The organism is Streptomyces sp. NPDC030814 (genome assembly GCF_055572155.1).
The window spans coordinates 267470-291243 of the sequence record NZ_JBVIDX010000008.1; the positions used below are offsets into that span (position 1 = coordinate 267470).

25 protein-coding genes are annotated in these 23774 nt (G+C 73.2%); 9 read left to right on the forward strand and 16 right to left on the reverse strand.

All coding sequences use genetic code 11. The annotated features are described in order from the left end of the window. Positions 1-71: 71 nt before the first annotated feature. On the forward strand, positions 72-527 hold the full coding sequence (locus ACZ43N_RS19610) for an Lrp/AsnC family transcriptional regulator (protein WP_468098928.1): 456 nt from the start codon (positions 72-74) through the stop codon (positions 525-527). Positions 528-559: 32 nt separating this feature from the next. On the opposite strand, the gene ACZ43N_RS19615 is transcribed toward ACZ43N_RS19610, so the two are convergent. The 5 genes from ACZ43N_RS19615 to ACZ43N_RS19635 form a co-directional block, all read right to left on the reverse strand. Further along, the gene (locus ACZ43N_RS19615) at positions 560-3553 is read right to left on the reverse strand and encodes an AAA family ATPase (protein ID WP_468098929.1); all 2994 of its coding nucleotides are present in this window, start codon (positions 3551-3553) and stop codon (positions 560-562) included. Beyond that, positions 3550-4713, reverse strand: a complete 1164-nt coding sequence (locus ACZ43N_RS19620; RefSeq protein WP_468098930.1) for an exonuclease SbcCD subunit D — start codon at positions 4711-4713, stop codon at positions 3550-3552. Before ACZ43N_RS19620 ends, ACZ43N_RS19615 begins: the two co-directional genes overlap by 4 nt. A gap of 258 nt (positions 4714-4971) precedes the next feature. Continuing rightward, positions 4972-5598, reverse strand: a complete 627-nt coding sequence (locus ACZ43N_RS19625) for a YigZ family protein (RefSeq protein WP_468098931.1) — start codon at positions 5596-5598, stop codon at positions 4972-4974. A 67-nt stretch (positions 5599-5665) separates the two neighbouring features. After that, positions 5666-6208, reverse strand: a complete 543-nt coding sequence (locus tag ACZ43N_RS19630; RefSeq protein WP_468098932.1) for a SixA phosphatase family protein — start codon at positions 6206-6208, stop codon at positions 5666-5668. Continuing rightward, positions 6205-6891 carry a hypothetical protein gene (locus ACZ43N_RS19635; RefSeq protein ID WP_468098933.1) on the reverse strand — a complete coding sequence of 229 codons (687 nt, stop codon included), beginning with the start codon at positions 6889-6891 and terminating at the stop codon, positions 6205-6207. The genes ACZ43N_RS19630 and ACZ43N_RS19635 overlap by 4 nt, the downstream gene beginning before the upstream one ends. Positions 6892-7092: 201 nt before the next feature. Between ACZ43N_RS19635 and ACZ43N_RS19640 the strand changes: the two genes are divergently transcribed. Further along, positions 7093-7500 carry a CoA-binding protein gene (locus tag ACZ43N_RS19640; RefSeq protein WP_468098934.1) on the forward strand — a complete coding sequence of 136 codons (408 nt, stop codon included), beginning with the start codon at positions 7093-7095 and terminating at the stop codon, positions 7498-7500. 37 nt (positions 7501-7537) lie between these two features. Here ACZ43N_RS19640 and ACZ43N_RS19645 read toward each other — a convergent pair whose 3' ends face one another. Then, a complete protein-coding gene (locus tag ACZ43N_RS19645; protein WP_468098936.1) occupies positions 7538-8434 on the reverse strand; it encodes a universal stress protein in 897 nt (298 codons plus the stop codon). A gap of 138 nt (positions 8435-8572) precedes the next feature. Between ACZ43N_RS19645 and ACZ43N_RS19650 the strand changes: the two genes are divergently transcribed. Next, on the forward strand, positions 8573-8941 hold the full coding sequence (locus ACZ43N_RS19650) for a VOC family protein (RefSeq protein WP_468098938.1): 369 nt from the start codon (positions 8573-8575) through the stop codon (positions 8939-8941). A gap of 215 nt (positions 8942-9156) precedes the next feature. On the opposite strand, the gene ACZ43N_RS19655 is transcribed toward ACZ43N_RS19650, so the two are convergent. The 3 genes from ACZ43N_RS19655 to ACZ43N_RS19665 all read right to left on the reverse strand — a co-directional run bounded on the left by ACZ43N_RS19655 (position 9157) and on the right by ACZ43N_RS19665 (position 12294). Then, entirely contained in the window at positions 9157-10632 is a 1476-nt protein-coding gene (locus ACZ43N_RS19655; RefSeq protein WP_468098939.1) for a vWA domain-containing protein, read from the reverse strand. Continuing rightward, positions 10629-11525, reverse strand: a complete 897-nt coding sequence (locus ACZ43N_RS19660; protein ID WP_468098940.1) for an AAA family ATPase — start codon at positions 11523-11525, stop codon at positions 10629-10631. Before ACZ43N_RS19660 ends, ACZ43N_RS19655 begins: the two co-directional genes overlap by 4 nt. A gap of 112 nt (positions 11526-11637) precedes the next feature. After that, positions 11638-12294 (reverse strand): TetR/AcrR family transcriptional regulator, encoded by a 657-nt coding sequence (locus ACZ43N_RS19665; protein WP_468098941.1) that lies wholly within the window; start codon positions 12292-12294, stop codon positions 11638-11640. 132 nt (positions 12295-12426) lie between these two features. Here ACZ43N_RS19665 and ACZ43N_RS19670 point away from each other — a divergent pair, with 132 nt between their 5' ends. Then, complete coding sequence (locus tag ACZ43N_RS19670) at positions 12427-12987, forward strand: NADPH-dependent FMN reductase (protein ID WP_468098942.1); 561 nt, start codon at positions 12427-12429, stop codon at positions 12985-12987. An 80-nt stretch (positions 12988-13067) separates the two neighbouring features. On the opposite strand, the gene ACZ43N_RS19675 is transcribed toward ACZ43N_RS19670, so the two are convergent. Beyond that, positions 13068-13625: a YbaK/EbsC family protein gene (locus ACZ43N_RS19675; protein ID WP_468098943.1), complete on the reverse strand. Its 558-nt coding sequence runs from the start codon at positions 13623-13625 to the stop codon at positions 13068-13070. Positions 13626-13668: 43 nt separating this feature from the next. Continuing rightward, entirely contained in the window at positions 13669-14241 is a 573-nt protein-coding gene (locus tag ACZ43N_RS19680; RefSeq protein ID WP_468098944.1) for a helix-turn-helix domain-containing protein, read from the reverse strand. Between the two features lie 93 nt (positions 14242-14334). Here ACZ43N_RS19680 and ACZ43N_RS19685 point away from each other — a divergent pair, with 93 nt between their 5' ends. Then, on the forward strand, positions 14335-15192 hold the full coding sequence (locus ACZ43N_RS19685) for an EamA family transporter (RefSeq protein WP_468098945.1): 858 nt from the start codon (positions 14335-14337) through the stop codon (positions 15190-15192). A 104-nt stretch (positions 15193-15296) separates the two neighbouring features. On the opposite strand, the gene ACZ43N_RS19690 is transcribed toward ACZ43N_RS19685, so the two are convergent. Continuing rightward, a complete protein-coding gene (locus ACZ43N_RS19690; protein ID WP_468098946.1) occupies positions 15297-16043 on the reverse strand; it encodes an acyltransferase in 747 nt (248 codons plus the stop codon). A gap of 123 nt (positions 16044-16166) precedes the next feature. Between ACZ43N_RS19690 and ACZ43N_RS19695 the strand changes: the two genes are divergently transcribed. Next, the gene (locus tag ACZ43N_RS19695) at positions 16167-16709 is read left to right on the forward strand and encodes a gamma carbonic anhydrase family protein (RefSeq protein WP_468098948.1); all 543 of its coding nucleotides are present in this window, start codon (positions 16167-16169) and stop codon (positions 16707-16709) included. Between the two features lie 67 nt (positions 16710-16776). Here ACZ43N_RS19695 and ACZ43N_RS19700 read toward each other — a convergent pair whose 3' ends face one another. From ACZ43N_RS19700 to ACZ43N_RS19710, 3 genes are all read right to left on the reverse strand, one after another. Further along, a complete protein-coding gene (locus tag ACZ43N_RS19700; protein ID WP_468098949.1) occupies positions 16777-17427 on the reverse strand; it encodes a DedA family protein in 651 nt (216 codons plus the stop codon). A 73-nt stretch (positions 17428-17500) separates the two neighbouring features. Further along, entirely contained in the window at positions 17501-19105 is a 1605-nt protein-coding gene (locus tag ACZ43N_RS19705; protein WP_468098950.1) for a carboxylesterase/lipase family protein, read from the reverse strand. 158 nt (positions 19106-19263) lie between these two features. Next, entirely contained in the window at positions 19264-19701 is a 438-nt protein-coding gene (locus tag ACZ43N_RS19710; protein ID WP_468099059.1) for a DUF4442 domain-containing protein, read from the reverse strand. Positions 19702-19988: 287 nt separating this feature from the next. Here ACZ43N_RS19710 and ACZ43N_RS19715 point away from each other — a divergent pair, with 287 nt between their 5' ends. From ACZ43N_RS19715 to ACZ43N_RS19725, 3 genes are all read left to right on the forward strand, one after another. After that, positions 19989-20993, forward strand: coding sequence for a DUF8017 domain-containing protein (locus ACZ43N_RS19715; protein WP_468098952.1), 1005 nt, complete (start codon positions 19989-19991; stop codon positions 20991-20993). Between the two features lie 59 nt (positions 20994-21052). Beyond that, entirely contained in the window at positions 21053-22102 is a 1050-nt protein-coding gene (locus tag ACZ43N_RS19720; protein ID WP_468098953.1) for a DUF8017 domain-containing protein, read from the forward strand. A 136-nt stretch (positions 22103-22238) separates the two neighbouring features. After that, a complete protein-coding gene (locus tag ACZ43N_RS19725) occupies positions 22239-23546 on the forward strand; it encodes an MFS transporter (protein WP_468098955.1) in 1308 nt (435 codons plus the stop codon). On the opposite strand, the gene ACZ43N_RS19730 is transcribed toward ACZ43N_RS19725, so the two are convergent. After that, positions 23508-23693 carry a hypothetical protein gene (locus ACZ43N_RS19730; RefSeq protein ID WP_468098956.1) on the reverse strand — a complete coding sequence of 62 codons (186 nt, stop codon included), beginning with the start codon at positions 23691-23693 and terminating at the stop codon, positions 23508-23510. The two genes, ACZ43N_RS19725 and ACZ43N_RS19730, sit on opposite strands and share 39 nt — an antisense overlap. Positions 23694-23774: the final 81 nt, after the last annotated feature.

A 23774-nucleotide genomic window follows, 5' to 3' on the forward strand; every position in this document is an offset into this window, starting at 1 on the left:
TCACCTTCCTGAAGGGGCATTCCACGGCCCGAGCCTTGCCCAGCCGGGGATTCCCCTGGTATCCCTCCCCCATGACCGTGAATTCCCCGCACGTGCCGGACGCCACCGACTGGCGCATCCTCGAAGTCCTCCAGCGGGAGGGCCGGGTGAGCTTCGCCGATCTGGCGCGTGCCGTGTCGATGTCCGCGAGTGCCGTCACCGAACGGGTGCGACGGCTGGAAGAGGCGGGCGTGATCGAGGGGTACGCGGCCGTGGTGGACCCGGAGCGGCTCGGTCTGCCGATCCTGGCGTTCGTCCGCCTCCGGTACCCCAACGGCAACTACAAGCCCTTCCACGACCTGGTGGCCGTCACCCCCGAGATCCTGGAGGCGCATCACGTCACGGGCGACGACTGCTTCGTGATCAAGGTCGCCGCCCGTTCGATGCGCCACCTGGAGGAGGTGTCGGGCAAGATCGGCTCGCTGGGCTCCGTCACCACCAGCGTCGTGTACTCCTCACCGCTCCCCCGGCGACCGCTGGGTCACTGACGCCCGTCCCCATGCCTGCGGGCCGCGCACCGTCACCCCGTGGTCCGCTGCCGCACGACCGATCCCGACCGCTCCTTCACGACCTCCAGCTGGGCGTGGATGCGCCGCCGCAGATCCCCGACATGGCTGACGATGCCGACGCTGCGGTCCCGTTCGCGGAGCGAGTCGAGGACGTCGAGGACCTCGTCGAGGGTCTGGTCGTCGAGGCTGCCGAACCCCTCGTCGATGAAGAGGGTGTCCAGGCGTACCCCGCCCGCCTCGTCGGTGACGACGTCGGCGAGGCCCAGCGCGAGCGCGAGCGACGCGAAGAACGTCTCGCCGCCCGAGAGCGTGGCCGTGTCCCGCTCCCGGCCGGTCCATGCGTCGACGACATGCAGTCCCAGTCCGCTGCGCCCGCGCCCGGACCGGTCGTCGGAATGGACGAGGGTGTAGCGGCCCGAGGACATCCGCTGGAGCCGTACGGTGGCGGCGGCGGCGACCTGTTCGAGGCGGGCGGCCAGGACGTACGCCTCCAGACGCATCCTGCGCTCGTTGTCGGCGGCGGTGCCGGCGGCGAGTCCCGCCATACGGGCGACGCGGTCGTACTCCTCGCGCAGCGGCGCCAGCCGCCGTACGGAGGCGGTGGCCCTCGCGGACAGCCGGTCGAGTTCGGTGCGGCGCCGCTCGGCCTCGTCCCACGCGGACACGGTCCGCTGGAGGCGCGTGGCCGCGGCCTCGGCGGCCCGCTCGGCGGCGGCGACATCGGCGGGGGGGTGCTGGGCCGCGGCGGCCGTATCGGCCTCGGCGAGCACGGCCCGCACCGCCGCCTCCTCCGACTGCCACGCGTCGAGGCGCCGCTGCAGATCCCGGTGGGCCGCGTCGTCGAGAAGCGCCGCGGCGGCTTCCTGCGGTGTGTCGAACCCGGCGCGGAAAGCGGCGTCGGCGAGGCGCGCGTCGGCGTCCTTCAGCCGCTGCGCGGTGTCGTCGGCGGTGCGCGCCGCCTCGGCTGCCTCGGCGAGCCGGGCTGCCCGCAGCTCCAGTTGCGCGGCCCGCGCGGCCACGCTCTCGGCCTCGCCCCTGGCCTGCGCCAACTCCTCCTCCAGAGCGGCCCGTTCCCGTTCCAGGGTGTCCCGCCGGGTGTTGCGGGTGGCGGCCCTGACCGCTGCCTCCTGCCGTGCGGCGGCCCGCCGGTCGCGCTCCCGCTCGGCGTGCAGCAGCGCCTCCTGGGCGGGGTGCAGGTCCATGGCGCCCCGCCGGGCCTCCGCGTAGTCCCGCTCCACCTCCTCGGCCTGCGAGGCGAGCCGCTCCGTCGGGGCGTCACCGGCCTCGGCGCTCGCGGCGGCCAGCGCCCGCTGGACGAGCCCGAGGCGCTGTTCGGCCTCGGCGCGCTCCTCGTCGGCCCGCTGGAACGCGGTGAGTGCCCCTTCCTCCGCCTCCCGGTCGACGTGCCCGGCGACCTTGCGGGCGGGCGCGGGGTGTTCGGTGCCCCCGCAGACTGCACACGGCTCGCCGTCGACCAGTTCGGCGGCAAGCTCCGCCGCGACGCCCTTCAGACGCTGTTCCTTGAGGTCCAGCCAGTGGGCGCGCGCGTCCGCGGCCCGCTCCGCGAGCCGGAGCACGCTCGCCCGGGCCTCGTCGGTGTCCCGGCCCAGCCGGTCCCGCTCACGGGCTGCCCGGAGCCGTTTCCCGGCGGGCTCGCGCCGGACGGCGAGCTGTTCGGCCCGGGTGGCGGCCTCCTGGGCGGCCTCGACACGGCCCTGCAGCGCGGCCCGTGCCGTCTCCCACCCGTCGAGCCAGCCCTCGGCGTCCTGGAGGACGTCCTCGTCCGCGCGCTCCTCGCTGTCGAGTGCCGCGCGCTCCGCGAGGAGGTCGGCCAGCTTCCGCTCCGCGCGGCGGGCCGACTCCAGACCGCCCAGCTCCTGCGCGACCTTCCGGGCGGCGGTCGCGAGCCCGGCGGCACCGGCGTCGGCGTGTTCCGCAGGGAGGGCGGCACGTGTGCGTGCCTCGTCCGCGCTCGCCCGCCGGTGCTCGGACTCGGCCTCGTCCCGCAGGTCCAGCGCCGGTGCCACGGCCTCGGCCTTGCGGGCCCGTTCCATGCGGGCCCGGTCCTCCTGGTGGGCGTCGGCCCGCTCCTCCAGCCTCGCGGCCCGCTCCCGCGCCTGAGCGAACCGCCGCTGGAGCCGCGCCACCTCGCGTACGTCGTCCAGGTCGCGCTCGGCGGCCGCGTGCGCCGACTCCGCCGCCGCCCGCGCGCCATGGGCGATGGTGAGCCGTTCCCGTGCGGTGCTGCGGGCGACGGCGGCCCAGCCGAGGACCGCTTCGGCGAGTCCCGGGTCGCCCGGCGCGAGCCGGGGCGGTTCGAGGTCGTCCCCGGCGGCCTGCTGCATACGGTGGGCGTCCGCGAGCAGGTCGGCGTCGCCCTCGCGCACCCGTGCCTCGGTCGCCCGGCGCCGGTCGGCGAGGCGCTTCTCGACCGCGGCGAAGCGCTGGGTGTCGAAGAGCCGGCCGAGCAGGCGGCCACGCGCCTCGGCGTCGGCCCGCAGGAAGCGGGCGAAGTCGCCCTGCGGCAACAGCACCACCTGGCAGAACTGCTCCCGGCTCATGCCCAGGGCCTGGGTGATCTCCTCGCCGATCTCCTGGTGGGACCGGCTGAGGTCCTTCCAGGAGCCGCCGGCGGCGTCGTACTCCCGCAGCCGGCTCTGCGCCTTGTCGAGCGTGGTGCCCGTGCCGCGCTTCTTGGGCCGCTCCCAGGGCGGTTGCCGGGTGAGTTCCAACCGGCGTCCGGCGACGGTCAGTTCGAGGCGGACCTCGGTGCGCGTCGACGGGTCGGCGTGGTCGCTGCGCAGGGTGGTGGCCTGGCCGCTCTGGCGGGCGCCGGGCACCGAGCCGTACAGCGCATAGCAGACGGCGTCCAGGACGGAGGTCTTGCCGGCGCCGGTCGGGCCGTGCAGCAGGAAGAGTCCGGCGGCCGAGAGGTCGTCGAAGTCGACGGACTGGGTGCCGCCGAAGGGGCCGAAGGCGGTGATGTCGAGCCGGTGCAGTCTCATCGGGCGGTCTCCCCGAGGGTCTCGTCGGCCCGTACGGCGTCGAAGGCGTCCCTGAGCACGGCCTGTTCGTGGGCATCGGGTCCGGTGCCGCGCACATGGGCCACGAAGTCCTCCGCGATCTGCTGGTCGTCACGGCCCGCCAGGCGCCGGGCGTAGGACACGTCCGGGTCGTCGGGGGCGCGTTCCGGGTCGAAGAGGAGGCTGAGAGTGTGCGGGAAGCGTGCGCAGAGCCGGGCCATGGGCTCGGCGGGCCGCACCGGGTCGGTGAGGGTGGCCTCGACCCACGCGTCCTCGTGCCGGGCGAGGCCGGGGTCGTCGAGCAGCTCGTCCAACCGGCCCCGGACCCGGGCCAGTCGGCGCGGCACGGGGCAGTCGACGCGCTCGGCGCGGATCGAGCCGTCGACACCGAGGTCGACCAGCCACATGCTCTTGCGGTGGTCGGCCTCCGAGAAGGAGTACGGCAGCGGGGAACCCGAGTAGCGCACGCGTTCGGTGATGGTCTGGCTGCCGTGCAGATGGCCCAGGGCGACGTAGTCGACGCCGTCGAAGACCTGGGCGGGCACGGAGGACACCCCTCCGACGGAGATGTCCCGCTCGCTGTCACTGGCCGCTCCGCCGGTGACGAACGCGTGGGCGAGGACGACGGAACGGGTGCCCGGCGCGCGGGTGGCCAGGTCGGAGCGGACCCGGTCCATGGCGGCGGCGAGCACCACCTCGTGCCCCGGCCTGTCCACCGCGAACTCGTCCTTGACGAGCGCGGGTTCGAGGTAAGGCAGCCCGTAGAAGGCGACGTCGCCATGGGCGTCGGCAAGGATCACCGGGACACCGGCCGCGGAGGCGTCGGTGCACAGGTGGATGCCCGCACGGCCCATGAGCCCGGAGCCGACACCGAGCCGGCGCGCCGAGTCGTGGTTGCCGGAGATCATCACCGTGGGGACGTCCAGCTCGGCGAGGCGGTGCAGGGCGTCGTCGTAGAGCTCGACGGCGGCCAGCGGCGGCACCGCCCGGTCGTAGACATCACCGGAGACGACCACCGCGTCCACCTCGCGCTCCCGCACGGTCGCGACGAGGTGGCCGATGAACTCGGCCTGCGCCCCCAGCATGCTCACCCGGTGGAACGCCCGACCGAGATGCCAGTCGGAGGTGTGCAGAATCCTCAAGACGCCACTCCGACCCGCATTTTTCCCCTCATCCCTCCCGGACCCGCCGCGACCGGCCCACACCGCGCCGACGCACCGACCACGCTAATACCTGCCGGCACCTGGTCCCGCACGGTCCGGCACAGTCACCGTTCGCGGAAGTGCGCCGACATTCGGCAGGGAAATCCGCCGAATTGGGAGAAACCTCCACAGCCCTCGCGCCGCGACCGGTCACCGCCGGAGAGTGTCACGTCCCGTCGGCGACTCCCGGCGCCCCCGTCACGCGTCGCCGTACGCCTCTCCACCCAGTTCGAAGCCGGCCGTGCCCGCGGTGGTGTCGGCGAGCCAGGCGCGGAAGGCGGGCACGTCGGCGTCGGGGAGCCCGATCTCGATGGTGACGGCCTCCCCGTAGCGGACGTCGCGGACCTCGCGTCCGGTGGCCCGCAGGTCGTTCTGCACCTTGCCGGCGCGCTGGTGGTCGACGGTGACCGTGGCGAGGCGGAAGCGTCGGCGGGTGAGGGTGCCGAGCGCGTCCAGCGCCTCGCCCACGGCACCGCCGTACGCCCTGATGAGGCCGCCCGCGCCCAGTTTGACGCCGCCGTAGTACCGGGTGACGACGGCGACGACGTAGCGCATGTCACGCCGCATCAGCATCTGCAGCATGGGGACACCGGCGGTGCCGCCGGGCTCCCCGTCGTCGCCCGCCTTCTGTACGGCGGCGTCGGCGCCGATGACGTACGCGAAGCAGTTGTGCGTGGCGTCGGCGTGCTCCTTGCGGACGGCCGCGATGAACTCCTGGGCCTCCCGCTCGGTGGCGGCCGGGGCGACCGCGCACAGGAACCGTGAGCGGTTGACCTCGGTCTCGTGCACGCCGGCGCGGGCGACGGTGCGGTACTCGTCCTGCATCCGGCCAGCCTATGCGCAGCCCGTACGGGTCCGCGCCGGGGCGCCCGCGCCGACGGGCGGGACCCGGTCAGGCCTTCTTCCTGCCCCGGGCCACGATCAGGTCCGTCAGCAGTCCGGTGCCCGGGGCGAGCGCGGCCCAGGTGTCGCCGTGCCAGGCGAGGACCGCGATGGCGGAGGTCGGGAATTTGACGCGGACGGCGTCCAGCGCGTCGTCGAGCGCGTCCCCGGCCAGGTCCAGCACCAGTTCCTCCAGGCCCGGGTTGTGCCCCACCAGCAGCAGCGTCCTGACCCTGTCGGGGACTTCGCGCACGACCTCCAGCAGTTCCGCGGCGTCGGCGGCGTACACGCGGGGATCGAGCCGTACGGGCGGCGGCGTCCCCCACTGGGCCGCGACCGCCTCCCAGGTCTGTCGGGCGCGTACGGCGGTGGAGCACAGGGCCAGGTCGGGCAGGCAGTCCGCGTCGGCGAGGGCCCGCCCGGCGGCGGGGGCGTCACGGCGACCGCGCGGCGCCAGGGGCCGTTCGTGATCGGGCACGCCCACCGGCCAGGCCGACTTGGCGTGCCGCAGGACGACGAGTCTGCGCAGTGGTCCCGCTCCCCGCCCGCTCATGCCGATGCTCCGATCTCCCGGGTCAGCTCCAGTCCGAGGAGCCGGTCCGCGTAGGCGAACGTCTCGAACCTCGCCCCGTCCGGCACGTCGTCGGCCCGTTCCACGGCCCGCAGGACGGCGAGCACGGCGGGCATGTCCAGGTCGTCCTCCCAGGCGGTGCGCAGGGCCTGCCGTACGTCGTCCGGGATCGGCTTCGACGGGCGGGTGGCCCAGCCGGCCACCGCCTCGCGCCAGGTGTCGAGGGCCTCGTCAGCCTCGGCCAGGACGGTGGCGTCGAGGGCGGCGGGGGTGCGGCGGGGCTGGCGGAGCAGGGCGAGCCGCAGGGCGGTGCCGGACACGGCAGGTGCCTCCGGCCAGGTGACCGGGGCGACCTCGACGCCGACGCCGTCGCCCGCCGCCTCCCCGGTGCCGGCCACCCACAGCACCTGACGCCCGCCGCCCGCCCCGGCGGCCTCCGTCGGCCGGATGCCGAGGTCGTCGGCGCGTCCCCGCAGCTCGGCGGGCGGATCGGCGACCAGCAGTACGGGGACACCGCCCATGTCCAGGGCGCGCGCGAGGACGTCGGCGACCAGCAGCACCCGCAGCCCCGATGCGTCGTCGGTCGGCACATGGGCGTGGACCCTGGTGAGTGCCCTGTGGACGTCGACGGGCTCGCCGGTCCGGGCGTCGGTGATACGCAGCACGCAGTGAGCGTAGGCGTGCGAGCGGCGGAGCGCAGTGCGGACCACGACATTCCGTGCGGCGGACCGACACGATCCCCGCCCCGCTCCCGGGCGCTCTCCTGCCACGCCGCTCGCAGGGGCGCGGGAATCGCCGGGCACGCTCCGCTGTTGGCGCAGGCAGCCCGCACCGGGCGCTCTCGTACGGAGATGAGGAGACGGGACATGTACGGCGACGCCGCCACGATCCGCAAGATGCTGACGGAACTCGGCGACACCTGGGCCGTCGTGGGCCTGTCCACCAACCGCAGCCGCGCCGCGTACGGCGTCGCCGAGGTGCTCCAGCGCTACGGCAAGCGGGTCGTGCCGGTCCATCCCAAGGCCGAGACCGTCCACGGCGAGCAGGGTTACGCCTCGCTCGCGGACATCCCGTTCCCGGTGGACGTCGTGGACGTCTTCGTCAACAGCGACCTCGCCGGTCCGGTCGCCGAGGAGGCCGTCCGGATCGGCGCCAAGGCCGTCTGGTTCCAGCTGGGCGTCGTCGACGAGCAGGCCTACGAGCGCACCCGCGCCGCCGGGCTCGACATGGTCATGGACCGCTGCCCGGCCATCGAGATCCCCCGTATCGGCTGACCGTCCGCGGGGCGGCTCGGGGCGACTCAGGGGCGGCTCAGGGGTGGGCGACAACCGCCACCGGGGTCGCCGCGTGGTGCAGCACCGCGTGGGTGACGGGCCCGATGCGGGTGCCGAGCGGGGAATGACGCACCTTACGGCCGACGACGACCAGCGAGGCCTCGCGTGACGCCGCGACCAGGTGGTCCGCCGCCTTGCCGGGACGGGACTCCCCGACGACCTCGACGGCGGCGAACTCCCTTCGCCAGGGAAGCAGTGCGTCGGCGAAGGCGTCCCCGTGGGTGGGCCCGGCGGGGGATTTGGGGTCCGGGTCGTGCACGACCCGCAGCGCCGTGTTCCGCCGGGCGGCGGCCTCGAAGGCGAACCGGAGCAGCGTCTCGTCCGGGTGCGCGGCGTCCAGGCCGAGGACGACGGGCCAAAACGGCGTCCCGGCGGACGCGCCACCCGGCGGATCCGGCGCGTGCTCGTCGGCGGCCGACTCGCCGGCCCGGACGAGGACGACCGGACGCTCCGTGTGCGCGACGACGTGCAGTCCGACGGACCCGACGAGGAAGCCCGCGACACCGCTCCGCCCGTGCGAGCCGAGGACCAGCAGTTCCGCGTCCGCGGCCGCCTTCAGCAGTTCCTCCGCCGCCCGGCCCGTCAGCTGCTCCAGACCCACCTGGACGGCCGGATGACGCCGCCGGACCTCGTCGGCGGCCTCGCTCAGGATCCGCCGTGGCCCGGGACCCGCCGACGTCACACCGTGTTCGGCCCAGCCCTGCTGCGCCGACGGGCCCAGCATCGGGGACCGTCCCATCGGCTCGGGCACCGGTTCCCAGACGTTGACCAGGAGCAGGGGCAGGGCGCGGAGCCGGGCCTCCCGAGCCGCCCACTCGACGGCGGCGAGGCTCTCGCGGGAACCGTCGAAGCCCACGGTGACGGTGCGGGGCATGGGCGCACCTCCTGACGTCGAGGTCTGTCTCCAGGATCGCGGCAAGGCGGCGGACACGCAGCGGCGGGGCGGCGGACACGCAGCGGCGCGGCGGCGGACACGCAGCGGCGCGGCGGCGGGCTGCGCGAGAATCGGCTCATGCTGAGCATCGGATCCGTGGTGATGGGCGCGTCCGACGTGCGGCGGGCGGCCGCGTTCTGGACGGAGGCTCTCGGTTATGTGCCGCGCGAGGAACCGCAGGACGACTGGGTGGTGCTGGTGCATCCCGACGGGACCCGGCCCCAGTTGTCGCTCGGGCTGAGCGAGACGCCGGTGCAGGAGCGGCCCCGGGTGCATCTGGACCTCTACGCCGGGGACGCGGCGGACCAGGCGGCGGAGGTCGAGCGGCTGGTGGGCCTCGGGGCGCGCCGCGTCGAGTGGGAGCTGTACCAGGAGGACTCCGACTTCGTCGTCCTGGAGGACACCGAGGGAAACCGGTTCTGTGTGATCGACACCGGGCGGGACTGACGCGGCCCGCCGGCGCCCCAGCAACCGGACCGCCTCCGCCCCCGCCGACGCCGCAGCAACCGGACCGCCTCCGCCCCCGCCGACGCCGCAGCAACCGGACCGCCTCCGCCCCCGCCGACGCCGCAGCAACCGGACCGCCTCCGGCCCGTCGCGCCCCGGCAGCTGGACCGGACTCCGGCCCGTCCCGCCCCTGGTGTCACACCGGGCGCTTCACGTCACACCGGCAGCAACCGCGTCACCAGTTCCCCGAGCCGCCGCGCGTTGCGGCAGGCGTGCATGTCGACGACCTCGGCGTAGACGTGCGCGGCGGAGTCGCCCGTGGACCACACGTCGGGTGACTCGGGGTTGAGCCAGTGGACGCGGCGGGCGCGGCCGGCGATGCGGCGCAGGGCGGCCGTGTTGGGGTCGAACCCGTTGGTGCGGGCGTCGCCGAGGATGATGACCGAGGTGCGGGGGCCCACGGCGTCGAGATGGCGCTCGGCGAACTCCCCGAGCGCGCTCCCGTAGTCGCTGCTGCCGTGCCAGCCGCTGATCGCCGCCTCCTCGGCGATCCGGCGGCCGAGTTCCGCCGGATCGGCCTCACCGGTGGTGACGAGGTGGGTGACCTCGTCGACCTTGTTGACGAAGGCGAAGACCCGCACCTTGCTGAACTGGTCCCGCATCGCCTGCACCAGCAGCATCGTGAAGTTGGCGAACCCGGCGACCGACCCGGACACATCGCACATCAGCACGATCTCCGGGCGGGCCGGCCGGTGCCGCCGGTAGGCCGGGCGCAGCGGCACTCCCCCGGTGGACAGTGAGCGGCGCAACGTGCGCCGGATGTCGATCCGGCCCCGCGCGGCCCTGCGGCGCCGGGCGGCCAGCCGGGTCGCCAGCTTGCGGGCCAACGGCTGGACGGTGCGCCGGAGTTCGACGAGTTGTTCGCGGTTCGCGACGAGGAAGTCGACCTGGTCCGCGCTCCGGGCGATGCCGCGCTGGGCGATCAACTGCGCGCCACGCCGCTCGGCGACCCGCCGCCGCGCCTCGGTGCGCACCCGGTCGCGGAAGTCCTCGATGCGGCGCCGGATCTCGTCGGCGTCCAGCCGGTCGGTGAATCCGCCCGAACCTGAGCCGCCCGAGCCCGCCCCGGCCCCCGCGCCTCCCGCCCCGACGCCGGACCCGGGCCCGAAGCCGGGACCACCGCCGCCTCCGCCGGCCCGCTGCGCCGCGAGGATTCCCGCGAGCAGCGTCTGCGGACGCAGGCGGTCCAGCGTCTGATGGGCCGACCAGCCGCCCGACTCGGGCGACGAGCCGTACCGGCCGAGCAGTTCCACCGCCTCACCGGCGAGCCGGTTGAGCGCGGCGAGGTCACCGGCGGCGAGCGCGGCGGCGAGCCGTGCGCGCAACTCGTCCCGGTCCGCGGCCGGTGCCTCCCACGCCCCCGTCAACTCGCCCACGCCGAGGGGGAAGTACAGCTCGAAGGCCGCGTCGAACACGGCCCGCTGACGGTCGGCGCGCAGCAGCGCCGCCGCCAGGCCCTCACGGATCCGCTCCCGGTCGGCGAGGCCCAGCACCTCCAGAACGGACGCCGCGTCCACGGTCTCGCCGGGGCCGATCCGGATGCCGTGGCCGCGCAACGCCCGTACGAAGCCGGTGAGCCGCTCGGAGAGCGGCGCGCCGGAGGAGGCCGCGACGCCGTCCCCGGCGGTCATACCAGGGTCAGCTTCCGTGTGGCCTTGTCGATGTCGTCGCGGTGTTTGAGGATCACGCCCAGGCTGTCCCGGACGACGGCCTCGTCCAGGGTGTCGGCGCCGAGCGCCAGCAGGGTGCGGGCCCAGTCGATCGTCTCGGCCACCGAGGGCGCCTTGCGCAGGTCCATCTCCCGCAGCGCCCCGACGACGCGGACCAGGGAGTCGGCGAGCACGGCGTCCAGGCCGGGCACCTTGAGCCGTACGATCCGCTGCTCCAACTCGGCGTCGGGGAAGTCGAGGTGGAGGAAGAGACAGCGGCGGCGGAGGGCCTCGGAGAGTTCGCGGGTGGCGTTCGAGGTGAGGAGCGTGAAGGGGCGCCGGGTGGCGGCGATGGTGCCCAGTTCGGGGACGGTGACCTGGAAGTCGCTGAGCACTTCGAGGAGCAGCCCCTCGACTTCGACGTCGGCCTTGTCGGTCTCGTCGATGAGCAGAACGGTCGGCTCGTCGCCCCGGATCGCGGTGAGCAGGGGCCGGGTGAGCAGGAACTCGTCGCTGAAGATGTCGTTGCGGGTGTCGTCCCAGGCCTCGTCGCGTCCGGCGCTGATGCGCAGCAACTGCTTGGCGTGGTTCCACTCGTACAGGGCGCGGGACTCGTCGATGCCCTCGTAGCACTGGAGCCGGACCAGACGGGCGGCGCCGACCCGTGCGACGGCCTTGGCCAGCTCGGTCTTGCCGACGCCCGCGGGGCCCTCCACGAGCAGCGGCTTGCTCAGCCGGTCGGCCAGGAACACCGTGGTGGCGACGGCTGTGGAGGCCAGATAGCCCGCTTCGGCGAGCTGCGCGAGGACGTCGTCCACGGAGGAGAAGAACCCCGTCCCCTCGGCCTCGGGCCGGGTCTCGTTCGTGTCGGCCATCTGCCCACTCCCCTCGCGCCTACGCGTGCCGGCGACCGACACCTCCGTAAAGTTACCAAGCGGTCGCTTTTTTGCCCAGGGGGTATGAATCACCCCGGGCGACCGCCGGGCGTCACGCCGCCCGGACGAACCGGCCCACCAGGTCCCCCCACCCCAGCTCCAGCCGCTCCAACGACATCCCCCGCCGGGTGACCAAATGGTCGACCAGATGGATGTCCAGATACCCGAGCAGGGTCTGTGCCATCAGCTCCACATCCCCCTTGACCTCGGCGCGGCGCAGCAGCATGCACAGATGACCGAGCCGCAGCTGGTTTGCGGGGCCGGAGAAGCGGCGGGCGGCGTCCGCGCCGGCGGCGAGATAGAGGTCGCGGTGGGCGTTCTCGTGCCGGAGGACCGCCGCACCGAACGCCCGGAGCCGCTCGACGGGCGGCGCGTCCGGGCCGAGAGGCGGCGGTCCGGTCAGGAACGCGGCCTGGAACTCCCGCTCATGGTGATCGAGGAGGGCGACCAGGAGTCCGGTCCGGTCGCCGAAACGCCGGAAGACGGTGCCCTTGCCCACCTGCGCGGCGGTCGCCACGGCCTCCATGGTCAGCTTGCCCGCTCCGCATTCCTGGGCCAGCCGGGCGGCGACCTCCAGCAGCCGGGCACGGTTGCGTGCGGCGTCCGCCCGCAGTCGCGGCTGGTCACCGGCGGGCGGAACGAAGTCGATCAACCCGTCGAGAGGGTCGCTTTCCGAGGGCCCGACCAGGGGTGGCAGCGGCTCGTTCATGAAAAGAGCGTAACGCTCACCACAGGGAAGTGGACCGCGGTCCGGATAGGTGCTACAAATTTCAACGGACCCCGGTCCGCTTAACCCCCGGATCCGGCCTTCAAGCTTCCACCCCTTGCTAGGAGTCAGCTCATGTCCGTACGCATCCTCGCGCTCGTCGGCAGCCTTCGCGCCGGTTCGCACAACCGACAGCTCGCCGAGGCGGCCGTGAAGCACGCCCCCGAGGGGGTCGAGATCGAGCTGTACGAGGGTCTGGCCGACGTTCCGTTCTACAACGAGGACATCGACAACGAGGACGCCCTCCCGGGCACCGCCGCGCGCCTGCGCGAGGCGGCCGGCCAGGCCGACGGCTTCCTGCTCTTCTCGCCCGAGTACAACGGCACGATCCCGGCCGTCCTGAAGAACGCCATCGACTGGCTGTCCCGCCCGTACGGTGCCGGTTCGTTCACGGGCAAGCCGGTCGCCGTGGTCGGCACCGCGTTCGGCCAGTACGGCGGCGTGTGGGCGCAGGACGAGGCCCGCAAGTCCCTGGGGGTCGCGGGCGCCACGGTCCTGGAGGACGCCAAGCTCTCCATCCCGGGCTCCGTCGTCCGCTTCGCCGAGACCCACCCGGCCGACGACGCCGAGGTCGTCACCGGCCTCACCGCCGTCATCGAGCAGCTGACCGCGCGGGCGGGCGCCGCGGCCGCCTGAGTCGCGTACGGCCGTACTCCGCCGGGTTCCGGGCCGCGAGGCCCGGGGCCCGGCGTCGCCGTTTCCGCGATCCGCACAGGTCAGGCGATCCCCAGCCCTTCCAGCACCACCGCGTTCGGCAGTTCCGCGAACGCCTTGCCCGGCACCAGCAGCTTGCCGCGCCGTCGGCCACTGCCGACCAGGACGTACGGCAGGTCGACCACGGCGGAGTCCACGAGGACGGGCCAGTGCCCGGGCAGCCCGACGGGGGTGATGCCGCCGTACTCCATCCCCGTCTCCCCGGTGGCGGTGTCCATCGGCGCGAAGGATGCCTTGCGGGCACCCAGTTGCCGCCGGACCACGCCGTTGACGTCGACACGGGTCGTGGACAGCACCACGCACGCCGCCAGGCTCGACTCGCCGCCCCGCTTGCCGGCGACGACCACGCAGTTCGCGGACCGCTCCAGCAGATCCCGCCCGTAGTGCTCGACGAACACGGCGGTGTCTGCCCACCGCGGGTCCGTCTCCACGTACAGGATCTGCTCGGCGGGTACAGCGCCGCTCCAGTGACGTACGGCGTCGGCGACCGGCCCGACGAGTTCGTCCAGGCATGCGGGGGCGGGGGTGGCGTGGTCGAAGTCTCCGATGGGTGCGCGCATGACCGGCACGCTAACAAAGGGCCGGAGCGGGGAAGTCGACGTCTCAGTGGACCTGCGGCACCGAGACCGTCAGCACCATCTCCGTCGGGACGTCGCCCTCATTGGCGTAGCGGTGCGCGGCGTTGGCCTCGAAGGTGACGCTCGCGCCGGCCGGTACGCGGTACTCCGTGCCCTCGACGGTGAGCGTCAGCTCGCCCGCGGTGACGTGCGCGATCTCGACGGTACCGGCGGGGTGCGGGTCCGACCCGCTGCCCTCGCCCGGCATCAGGCGCCAGTCCCACATCTCCAGCGGGCCGGGCGCCTCCGTGCCGGCGAGGAGCCTGCTGTAGCTGCCCGCGTCGGTGTGCCAGAGCCGGACCACCTGCTCGGCAGGGACCACCCGGACCCTGGGGCCCTGCTCGTAGTCGAGCAGGGTGGTGATGCTGACACCGAGGGCGTCGCCGATCTTGACGACGGTGCCGAGGCTGGGGTTGGTACGGGCCTGCTCGATCTGGATGAGCATGCCGCGGCTGACTCCGGCACGGGCGGCCAGGGCGTCCAGGGTGAAGCCGCGCTCCGTGCGCCAGCGTCTGACGTTCCGCGCCAGGGACTGGGTCAGCAGGTCGAGATCCGACACATTCCGTCCAATATTCTGAATGACAGCGTTCAATGCAATGAACTACGGTGGAGTGCACCCCACGTTCACCGAACTGTACTGCGAGGCTGCCCGATGACCGCATTCTTCGCCCTGGCCACCAGCCTGTTGTGGGGCCTGGCCGACTTCGGCGGCGGGCTGCTGAGCCGACGCGTCCCGGCGCTCACGGTGGTCGTCGTCTCGCAGACGATGGCGGCCGTCGTGCTCGGTGCGATCGTGGTGGCGACCGGCGGCTGGAGCGAGGCCGGCCCCCGGCTGTGGTTCGCCGTGGCCGCCGGTGCGGTGGGCCCGGTCGCCATGCTGGCCTTCTACAAGGCACTGGCCCTCGGGCCCATGGGCGTCGTGTCGCCGCTCGGCTCGCTGAGCGTGGCCGTCCCGGTGGGTGTCGGGCTCTTCCTCGGCGAACGCCCCGCCCTGCCGCAGACCGCCGGCATCCTGGTGGCCGTCGTCGGGGTCGTCCTGGCGGGCGGACCGCAGTTCCGGGGCGCCCCCGTCCAACGGCAGGCCATCCTCCTGACCCTGGTCGCGGCCTTCGGCTTCGGCGCGGTGATGGCCCTGATCGCCGAGGCGTCCTCGACCCTCACCGGTCTGTTCCTCGCCCTGTTCGTCCAGCGTGTCACCAACGCCGTCGCGGGCGGCGCCGTCCTCTGCGTCTCGGTGCGGCGCGGCACGCCGGCCCTCCCGCCGGAGGGCTTGCCCTACGGATCGCTCCCGGCCTTCGCCTTCGTCGGCCTCGCGGACGTGGCCGCCAACGGCACCTACTCGCTGGCCGCCCAGCACGGCCCGGTCACCATCGCCGCCGTCCTCGCCTCGCTGTACCCCGTGATCACCGCGCTGGCCGCCCGCTTCGTGCTCGGTGAACGTCTCCGCGCCATCCAGGCGGCCGGCGCGGGCCTGGCCCTGGCAGGCACACTGCTGCTGGCGACAGGCTGAGCATGTCACCACCGCAAACCCCACCGCCGCTCCAGGGGCGCGGGGCACTGCGCGACCGGCCACGACGAACCCGCAGCCGCCAACGCCCCCGCCCCATCGAGCTCTCAGGCGGACTCCCCGGCCCCCTCCGCCTCCCACTCGGCCAACGCCAGCAACTGCTCCGGCGTGACCCCGTCAGGAATCGGCACCGGCGCGGGCGTACGGATGGGCGGCTGCCACCCCTCCACCGGATCCCACCGCCGTACGACCCTCGCGGGCGCCCCGGCCACCACCGAGTGGTCCGGGACCTCGCCCCGGACGACCGCCCCGGCCGCCACCACCACGTTCCGCCCTATCCGCGCTCCGGGCAGGATCACCGCACCCGTACCGATCCAGCAGCCGGGCCCGATCGACACCGGGTCCATCCGCGGCCACTGCCTGCCGATCGGCTCGTGGGGGTCGTCGTACGAGTGGTTCGTCGAGGTCACGTACACATACGGCCCGAAGTAGCAGTCGCTGCCGATGGTCACGCTGGTGTCGGCGATGACATGGCTGCCCCGGCCGAGGACGACACCGTCGCCGATGCGCAGGATCGGTTCCGCCCCGAGGTCGAGGTCGGGCATCAGCCCGGCGGTCAGCGTGACCTGCTCGCCGATGATGCAGTGGGCACCCAGGTGGATCCACGGCTCCCCGAAGACCGTACCGAGCGGGAAGGCCAGTCTGGTACCGGTTCCCATCGCGCCGAACCGGAAGCGGCCGGGACGCTCGGCGGTCACCGCCCCCGTGCGCTGCACCCACTCCCAGCCCGCGTGGACGGCGCGCTGCACCGCGCGACGCCGCCATGACGAGAACGTGTTCTTACTTCCGGGCACCCGCTCACCGTACTCACCGGGCGGCACCCGGACCGTGCCGTTCGACTGTGATCTTCACCCCACGCGACGCCACGCCCATGGCTTACGGTGCGGAGGGAAACTGATCCACCACCAGGAGGCGCAATGAATCGGCAGCGGGCCCTGATCACGGTGTTCGGCGGCAGGAAGCCGGACGTGGAGGACGCCGCGTTCGTCTCCCCCACGTCGGCGGTGATCGGCGACGTGACGCTGCACGCCGGGTCCAGCGTCTGGTACGGCGCGGTGCTGCGGGCCGAGTTCGAGCCGATCGTGGTGGGGGCCGGCAGCAATGTGCAGGACAACTGCACGCTCCATGTCGACCTCGGATTCCCGGTTTCGATCGGCGAGCGCGTCTCGATCGGACACAACGCCGTCGTGCACGGGGCGACCATCGAGGACGACTGCCTGATCGGGATGGGCGCCACGGTGCTCAACGGCGCGGTGATCGGAGCCGGGTCACTCGTGGCGGCGCAGGCGCTGGTGCCGCAGGGAATGCGGGTGCCGCCCGGTTCGCTGGTCGCGGGCGTGCCGGCGAAGGTCAAGCGTCCCCTCACCGACGAGGAGCGCGAGGGGGTCACGCTGAACGGCACGCACTACACCGAGCTGGCGAAGGCCCACCGCGCGGCGCAGGAGGAGTACGGCGCGTAGACCGACGCGGGCGGGCCGCGCCACCGGTCGGCGGCGCGGTCCGCGCTCCTGGCTCCTCGGGCGGGGCTCAGTCCCCGGCCGGGACCAGTTCCGACTCGCCCGCCTCGGCCTTCTCCGCCGCCTTCTTCGCCTTGCGCTTGACCACCAGCATCGAGGTCGCGCCGATCAGCACGGCCAGCACCAGACCCAGCCACGAGAAGCGCTTGAGCCAGGCCTCGGCCACCACGCCGACGTAGTAGATGACGGCGGTGGTGCCGCCGGCCCAGAGGACGCCGCCGAGGACGTTGGCCGTCAGGAAGCGCCAGTACGGCATCTGCAGGACGCCGGCGAGGGGGCCGGCGAAGATCCGCAGCAGGGCGATGAAGCGGCCGAAGAAGACCGCCCACATGCCCCAGCGGTCGAAGGACCGCTCGGCGACCGCGATATTGCTCTCGCTGAAGTGCTTGGGGAATCTCCGGCCGAGCTTGGCCAGCAGCGGACGTCCGCCCTTGCGACCGATGGCGTAGCCGATCGAGTCGCCGATGATCGCGCCGGCCGTGGCGCAGGCGCCGAGGATGAACGGGTTGATCTCGCCGTGCTGGGACGCGAGCAGCGCGGAGGAGACCAGGATGATCTCGCCCGGCAGGGGGATGCCCAGGCTCTCCAGACCGATGACCAGCCCCACCAGCAGATAGATGCTGAGCGGTGGCACCGTTTCGAGCCACTCCTGGACGTGCAAAGCCGCTTCCTCCCATGCGTCCGGTTCTCGGGCCCCCGGCGCGCGCTCACGGTGGAACGCACGCCGGGGCAGCCTACCCGCTTACTCTGACGGCGGCGGAGCCCCGCAGGTTGTCCCACAGGTCGCACGCGTGCTCATCGTGCACGGTCCTGCTCAGCCCGTTTCCGCCCTCCGCGGCGGCCCTGAGGGTCAGCACCCGGTCCCCTCCGGCCGGGACGGCGGGCTGACCGGCGGCCCTCGGCACCCCGTCACGGATGAAGGAGCCCCAGTAGTCGGTCATCTGCCGCGCCAGTGCCCGCTGCCCGGCGTCCAGCGGGCTGTCCAGACCGAAGTGCCGGAAGAGGTATTGCACCTCGTTGACGTGTGTGGCGCCGAAGTCGAAGTCGGTGCCCAGGTTGCGCAGTGAGGCGAAGGGCGGGGAGGTGCGGTCGGCGAACTCGTACGCGTACACCGGTCCACGGCCGGCGAGGACCTCGTTCAGCCGCAGCGCGGGGCAGGCGAAGCCCTGGTCGCCCTGGGCGGTGCCGTACGCGATGGTCGGCGAGGCGTGGTCCGTGAGCGGGTAGCGTGCCAGGACACCGTCGCCGTAGGCGGTCCGCATGACGGTCGGATACTGCTCCGCGGTGAGCGGGGTGCCGGCCGCGTCGAAGCGGCCGAACGCGAACAGCCGGCCCTCGTCCTGGTTGGCGCCGTTGAGGACGGGCACACGGGCGGCCGCCCCCTTCTCGAACGCCTCGAAGGGCTGGACGGGCAGAAAGGCACCACCGGCCACGGGCCCCCAGTTCAGGCCCGCCTGGGCGGCGAGGACCTCGGCGGCGGTCTTCCCGCGCAGGCACGCGGTGTCCGCGCAGCCCAGTCGCGTCATGAAGGTCCTGCCCTGGGCGACCGCCGACTCGTGGGTGCGGGCCGAGCAGTCGCCGTAGGCGCCGCTCTGCACGATTCCGGCGCGGAACAGACCCCGGGAGGTGGGTGAGGCCAGCTGGGTGCAGACGGAACGCCCGCCCGCGGACTCGCCGGCGATGGTGACACGGCCCGGATCACCGCCGAAACGGCCGATGTTGGCCCGTACCCAGCGGAGCGCGGCCTGCTGGTCGAGCATGCCGAAGTTGCCCGAGACGGCGTCGCTCACCTCCTTGTCGAGGCCGTCGGTCGCGAGGAAGCCCATGGCGCCGAGGCGGTAGTTGACGGTCACGACGACCGTGCCGGTACGCCGTGCGAAGGCGTCCGGCACGACGTCCTCGCCGGCGCCCGCGGTGAGACCGCCGCCGTGCAGCCAGACCAAGACCGGGCGGCGGGTGGTGCCCTGCGGCGCGTACACGTTGAGGTCCAGGCAGTCCTCGGTGTGGCTGGGCCGCTCATAACCAGGGTCCCAACTGGACGTCTGGACGCATCTGTTGCCGAACGCGTCGGCCTCACGCACCCCCTGCCACGGTCGTACCGGCCGGGGCTCGGCCCAGCGGAGGTCTCCGACGGGCGGCTGCGCGTAGGGGATGCCGAGGAACTGCCGCCCCTCGGGGGTGGTCTCCCCGCGCACCCAGCCGGCGTCGGTGCGGACGAGGGCCGACTGCCCGGGTGCTGCGGCCTGGGCCGGGGCGGGAGCCAGAAGGGCGGCGGCGAGGGCGGCCGCTCCCACCGCCGGCCCCCATAAGCGGGATTTCCGGGACACGGTGTCGGACATGAGCCTCACTCCTTCGTGCAGGCGTCGTGGTGGACCACGTGTGCGCGTGTCGGCGGGGAACCTAGAGCCGCCAGTGACTCGTGTCAATGCGCTGCGCGAGGGAGCCCTCGCCGGACGGCCGGGGCGGCGCGCGGCGAGGGTGAAGGGGCGGGGCGGCGTCAGCCGTTGGGGCGCAGGGTCCAGATGACGGTCATCTCCCCTGTCACGGCGCCGTCCGCGCGTCGGATGGCGACGGTGACGGGGAACTCGGGGCGTTCGCCCGCGTCGAGTTCGGCGACGACCTCGGCAGCGGGGCGGCCGAGTGTGGCGGTGGCCGTCACCTGGCCCATCGCGAGCTTCTTGTAGGCGATCTCGGCGCCGACCGCGAGGGGCACGGCACGGGAGAGCTGGCCGCCGAAGGCGGCGAGCACGATCGCCCCGCTCGCCGACTCGCCCAGCGTGAACATCGCTCCGGCGTGCGGCCCGCCGACGTGGTTGTGGAAGTCGCTCTGGTCCGGCAGCGCCACCACTGCCTTCTCCGGCGTGGTCTCCAGGAACTCCAGGTTCAGCGTCCTGGCCATCGGCACCGTGGCGGCGAGCATCTCGCCGATCGACATCTGGTCTGCGCTCATGCCGCGATGTTACCCACGAGTAGGAACACCTGGCCAGGGGTGCCACCGTGTGGTCAGCGCAACAGGGAGGGTCCGGGACGGAGGCCTCAGGGGGCCCGGATGGACGACGGCCAGGGGGCGGGGCGTGAGCGCGCCGCGAGCAGGGGGGCCGTACGACTCCCCGACGACCCGGCCTCGTCCTGATCCCGCACACCGACTCTCCACCTGACCAGTACATGTCTGAGGGCGCGCGGTGACGGAACCGTGGCACGCGCGCACTACGGTTGCCGGACATGTGGCCAGGACAACAGCAGCCGCCCGGTGGCGAGCAGAATCCCCAGCACAACCCGTACCAGCAGCCGGGGTACCAGCAGCCGAACCCCTACCAGCGGCCTGGCTACCAGCAGCCTGCTCCGCAGGGACCGTACGGGCAGCAGTGGGGCGCCCCGGCGCCCGCGGGCGCGCCGGAGCCGCCCGGGAAGGGCGGGGGCGACCGGACCAGGATCGTCGCGATCGTGACGGCCGCGGCCGTGGTCGTGGCCGCCGGGGTGACCGGGTTCCTGGTCCTCGGCGGCGACAAGGACGACGAGGCGAAGGGCGGGGGCAAGAGCGGGAAGGCGTCGGCGAGCGCCTCACAGGAACCCGGCAACTCAGCCTCGGCCGACGACGGCCGCGGCGGGGACGGCCCGAAGCCGACCGTCGAGGGCTGGAAGGTCGTCGTCAACCCCAAGTGGGGCACGGCCTTCGACGTCCCGGCGGACTGGGAGATCGCGTCACCGACCACGATCACCGGCTTCGAGGACGTCAAGGGCGAGGCCGGCGACCCGCCCCTCATCACCATGTCGGCACCGGCGTACCTCAAGTCCGAGTGGTGCACGTCGGACGACGACAAGGACGGCCGCGAGGACCGCACCGAGCTCGCCGCCGCCGGCACCAAGGGCGCGAGCGGTGCCAAGAACACCGACGAGGTCGCCCTGAACCAGGTGCCCTGGTACGTGTACGGCGGTTACACCCAGCCCGACCGCAAGAGCCTTGTCGTGGACGAGAAGGCGCAGCCCTACAAGACGGCCTCCGGCGTGCAGGGCAGTGTCGCCTGGGCCCGTTCCGAGAACACGCCACAGAAGGGGAAGTGCGCCAGTGACGGCAAGGCCGTGACCTTCGGGTTCAAGAACTCCGCGGGCGACTTCGTGGCATGGAGCCTGTACGGCGCCACCGGGGTCGACGACGAGGTCCCCGACACGACCGTCGAGAAGATCCTGAGCACGGTACGGCTGTACGGCGAGCCGACGGGCGGCTGACGGCCGCTCGCCGGGGGCTCCGTGGCACCCGCGCCCCCGCACATCTATGGTTACGAGCCATGTGGCCAGGACAGCAGCAGCCGCCCGGGGGCGAGCAGAACCCGCAGCAGCCGAACCCGTACCAGCAACCCGGGTACGGCCAGCCGGGGCAGACGGGATATCAACAGCCGGGGTACCAGCAGCCGAACCCCTACCAGCAGCCCGGGTACCAGTCGACGGGTCAGCAACCGCACTACGGGCAGCAGCCCCAGTGGGGTGCCCCGTCGCCCGTCGGCGCGCCGGAACCGCCGGGCGGAGGCGGCGGCAACCGGACCAAGCTCATCGCGATCGTGGCGGCCACGGCCGTCGTCGTGGCCGCCGGGGTGACCGGGTTCCTCGTCCTCGGCGGCGACAAGGACTCGAAGACCGAGGCGAAGGACGACCCCAAGCCGTCGGTCTCGCCCACGCCGACCGCCTCGGAGAGCCAGGACAACCCGCGTGGCGAGGACGCCGGGGCGCAGCCGACCATCGACGGCTGGAAGGTCGTCGTCAACCCCAAGTGGGGTACCGCCTTCGACGTCCCGCCGGACTGGGACGTCAAGACGCCCGGCACCTTCATCGGCTTCGACGACAACTCCAAGGACGACACCTCCGTCATCATCGGCATGTCGGCGCCCGCCATCCTCAAGGAGAAGTGGTGCGTGTCCGACGCCAACAAGGACGGCTACAAGGAGGATTCGTCCCTCGCCGCGACGGGCACCAAGGGGCAGCAGGGCGCGAAGAACACCGACGACGTCGCCCGCAACGACTCGGCGTGGTGGGTCTTCGGCGGTTACACCGACCAGAAGGACTCCTCGAAGAAGCTGATGAAGGTCGGCAAGCCCCAGGCGTACACGACGACGTCGGGCGTCAAGGGCAGCGTCGCGACCACCTACTCGACCGGTGTCCCCAAGAAGGGCAAGTGCGACACCGACGGCAAGGCCACGACGTTCGCCTTCAAGAACTCCAAGGGCGACTTCGTCTCCTGGACCTTCCACGGCGCCAAGGGTGTCGACGACGAGGTCCCGGACACGACGGTGCAGAAGATCCTCAGCACGGTACGGCTGTACGGCGACCCCACGGGCGGCTGAGCGGGACACCGGTACGGGGGCCGGCAGGCGTCGGCCCCCGAGGCGGCCGTCCGGCACCCTTGCGGTGTCCTGATCTGGCCGGACACCATGCCGAAACGGTTTGGCAAGGGCTGCCCCGGGCAGCGATAGTCGGCCGGTGACCACTCCCGCCGCCTTCCGCCGCCGCCCAGCCTGGGCCGGCCGCAACTACACGATGCTGACGGCCGCCGCGGTCGTCACCAACCTGGGCAGCCACGGCGCCCTCATCGCGGCCGCGTTCGCGGTCCTGGAATCGGGCGGCGACGGCGGGGACGTGGGGCTGGTCGCGGCGGCGCGCACCTTGCCGCTGGTGCTGTTCCTGCTGATCGGCGGCGCGGTCGCGGACCGGCTGCCCAGGCACCATGTGATGGTCGCCGCGAACACCCTCAACTGCCTCTCCCAGGCCGTCTTCGCGGTGCTCGTGCTCACCGGGGAGGCACGACTGTGGCAGATGATGCTGCTGTCCGCCCTCGGCGGCACCGGGCAGGCGTTCTTCAACCCGGCGGCCGAGGGCATGCTGTTGTCCTCGGTCACCGCCGAGCAGGCGGGGCGGGCCTTCGCGCTGTTCCGGTTCGCGTCATCGCAGGGCGCGACCATGACCGGGGCGGCCCTCGGCGGCGCACTCGTCGCGGTGATCGGCCCCGGCTGGGTACTCGCCGTCGACGCCGCCGCGTTCGCGGCCGCCGGGGCCATGCGCGCCTTCCTCGACGTGAGCCACATACCGGACCGCGAGCCGGGCAACGGCATGCTCGCCGATCTCCGTGACGGCTGGCGGGAAATCATCGGCCGGCCCTGGCTATGGGCGATCGTCGTCCAGTTCTCCCTCGTCAACGCGGTCATCGTCGCCGCCGACTCGGTCTACGGCCCTCAGGTGGCCCGTGACCACCTGGGTGGTGCGGGCCCCTGGGGTCTGGCACTGGCGCTGTTCGGGGCCGGCAACGCCGTCGGAGCCCTGCTGATGACCCGTTGGAAACCGCGTCGGCTGCTTCTCGTCGGTGTGCTGTGCGTCTTCCCGTTCGCCCTGCCGTCCGCGGCGCTCGCCGTGCCGACACCGGTCACCGTGCTGTGCGTGGCGATGTTCGTCAGCGGGGTGTCGATCGAGGTGTTCGCCGTCTCCTGGATGACCGCGCTGCACCAGGAGATCCCCGAGGACAAGCTGTCCCGCGTATCGGCGTACGACTGGTTCGGCTCCGTCTCGATGGTGCCGCTGGCCGCCGCGCTGGCGGGGCCCGCGGAGAGCGCCTTCGGGCGGCCGGCGGCCCTGTGGGGCTGCGCCGGACTGTGCGTCGTGGCCACGGCGGCGGTGCTGGGCATCCGCGACGTACGCACCCTGACCCGGCACGACGGCAAGCCGGTCGCTTTCGGCAAGCCGCAAGCCGAGCCCGGCTCAGCCGATGCCGAAGGCCCCGTCGGGCGGCTCGGGTGACGGCACCGCGTCCTCCTCGCCGACGGGCGCCGCACCGCCGATGAAGTCACGCAGCGCCGCCCCGTGCTCGACCCGCGCGGCGAAGGCATCACCGGCGGTGCGCCGGGCGAGTGCGGCAACGTCGAGCGGCCGGGCGGTGCTGGGCATCCGCGACGTACGCACCCTGACCCGGCACGACGGCAAGCCGGTCGCTTTCGGCAAGCCGCAAGCCGAGCCCGGCTCAGCCGC

Excerpts from the sequence above, each read along its gene's own strand:
- ACZ43N_RS19715 (WP_468098952.1), top strand. The coding sequence starts at position 19,989 with ATGTGGCCAGGACAACAGCAGCCGCCCGGTGGCGAGCAGAATCCCCAG.
- ACZ43N_RS19665 (WP_468098941.1), bottom strand. The coding sequence starts at position 12,294 with ATGAACGAGCCGCTGCCACCCCTGGTCGGGCCCTCGGAAAGCGACCCT.
- ACZ43N_RS19670 (WP_468098942.1), top strand. The coding sequence starts at position 12,427 with ATGTCCGTACGCATCCTCGCGCTCGTCGGCAGCCTTCGCGCCGGTTCG.
- ACZ43N_RS19660 (WP_468098940.1), bottom strand. The coding sequence starts at position 11,525 with ATGGCCGACACGAACGAGACCCGGCCCGAGGCCGAGGGGACGGGGTTC.
- ACZ43N_RS19710 (WP_468099059.1), bottom strand. The coding sequence starts at position 19,701 with ATGTCGATCGGCGAGATGCTCGCCGCCACGGTGCCGATGGCCAGGACG.
- ACZ43N_RS19730 (WP_468098956.1), bottom strand. The coding sequence starts at position 23,693 with ATGCCCAGCACCGCCCGGCCGCTCGACGTTGCCGCACTCGCCCGGCGC.
- ACZ43N_RS19640 (WP_468098934.1), top strand. The coding sequence starts at position 7,093 with ATGTACGGCGACGCCGCCACGATCCGCAAGATGCTGACGGAACTCGGC.
- ACZ43N_RS19630 (WP_468098932.1), bottom strand. The coding sequence starts at position 6,208 with ATGAGCGGGCGGGGAGCGGGACCACTGCGCAGACTCGTCGTCCTGCGG.
- ACZ43N_RS19675 (WP_468098943.1), bottom strand. The coding sequence starts at position 13,625 with ATGCGCGCACCCATCGGAGACTTCGACCACGCCACCCCCGCCCCCGCA.
- ACZ43N_RS19625 (WP_468098931.1), bottom strand. The coding sequence starts at position 5,598 with ATGCAGGACGAGTACCGCACCGTCGCCCGCGCCGGCGTGCACGAGACC.
- ACZ43N_RS19720 (WP_468098953.1), top strand. The coding sequence starts at position 21,053 with ATGTGGCCAGGACAGCAGCAGCCGCCCGGGGGCGAGCAGAACCCGCAG.
- ACZ43N_RS19645 (WP_468098936.1), bottom strand. The coding sequence starts at position 8,434 with ATGCCCCGCACCGTCACCGTGGGCTTCGACGGTTCCCGCGAGAGCCTC.
- ACZ43N_RS19615 (WP_468098929.1), bottom strand. The coding sequence starts at position 3,553 with ATGAGACTGCACCGGCTCGACATCACCGCCTTCGGCCCCTTCGGCGGC.
- ACZ43N_RS19655 (WP_468098939.1), bottom strand. The coding sequence starts at position 10,632 with ATGACCGCCGGGGACGGCGTCGCGGCCTCCTCCGGCGCGCCGCTCTCC.
- ACZ43N_RS19650 (WP_468098938.1), top strand. The coding sequence starts at position 8,573 with ATGCTGAGCATCGGATCCGTGGTGATGGGCGCGTCCGACGTGCGGCGG.
- ACZ43N_RS19610 (WP_468098928.1), top strand. The coding sequence starts at position 72 with ATGACCGTGAATTCCCCGCACGTGCCGGACGCCACCGACTGGCGCATC.
- ACZ43N_RS19705 (WP_468098950.1), bottom strand. The coding sequence starts at position 19,105 with ATGTCCGACACCGTGTCCCGGAAATCCCGCTTATGGGGGCCGGCGGTG.
- ACZ43N_RS19685 (WP_468098945.1), top strand. The coding sequence starts at position 14,335 with ATGACCGCATTCTTCGCCCTGGCCACCAGCCTGTTGTGGGGCCTGGCC.
- ACZ43N_RS19695 (WP_468098948.1), top strand. The coding sequence starts at position 16,167 with ATGAATCGGCAGCGGGCCCTGATCACGGTGTTCGGCGGCAGGAAGCCG.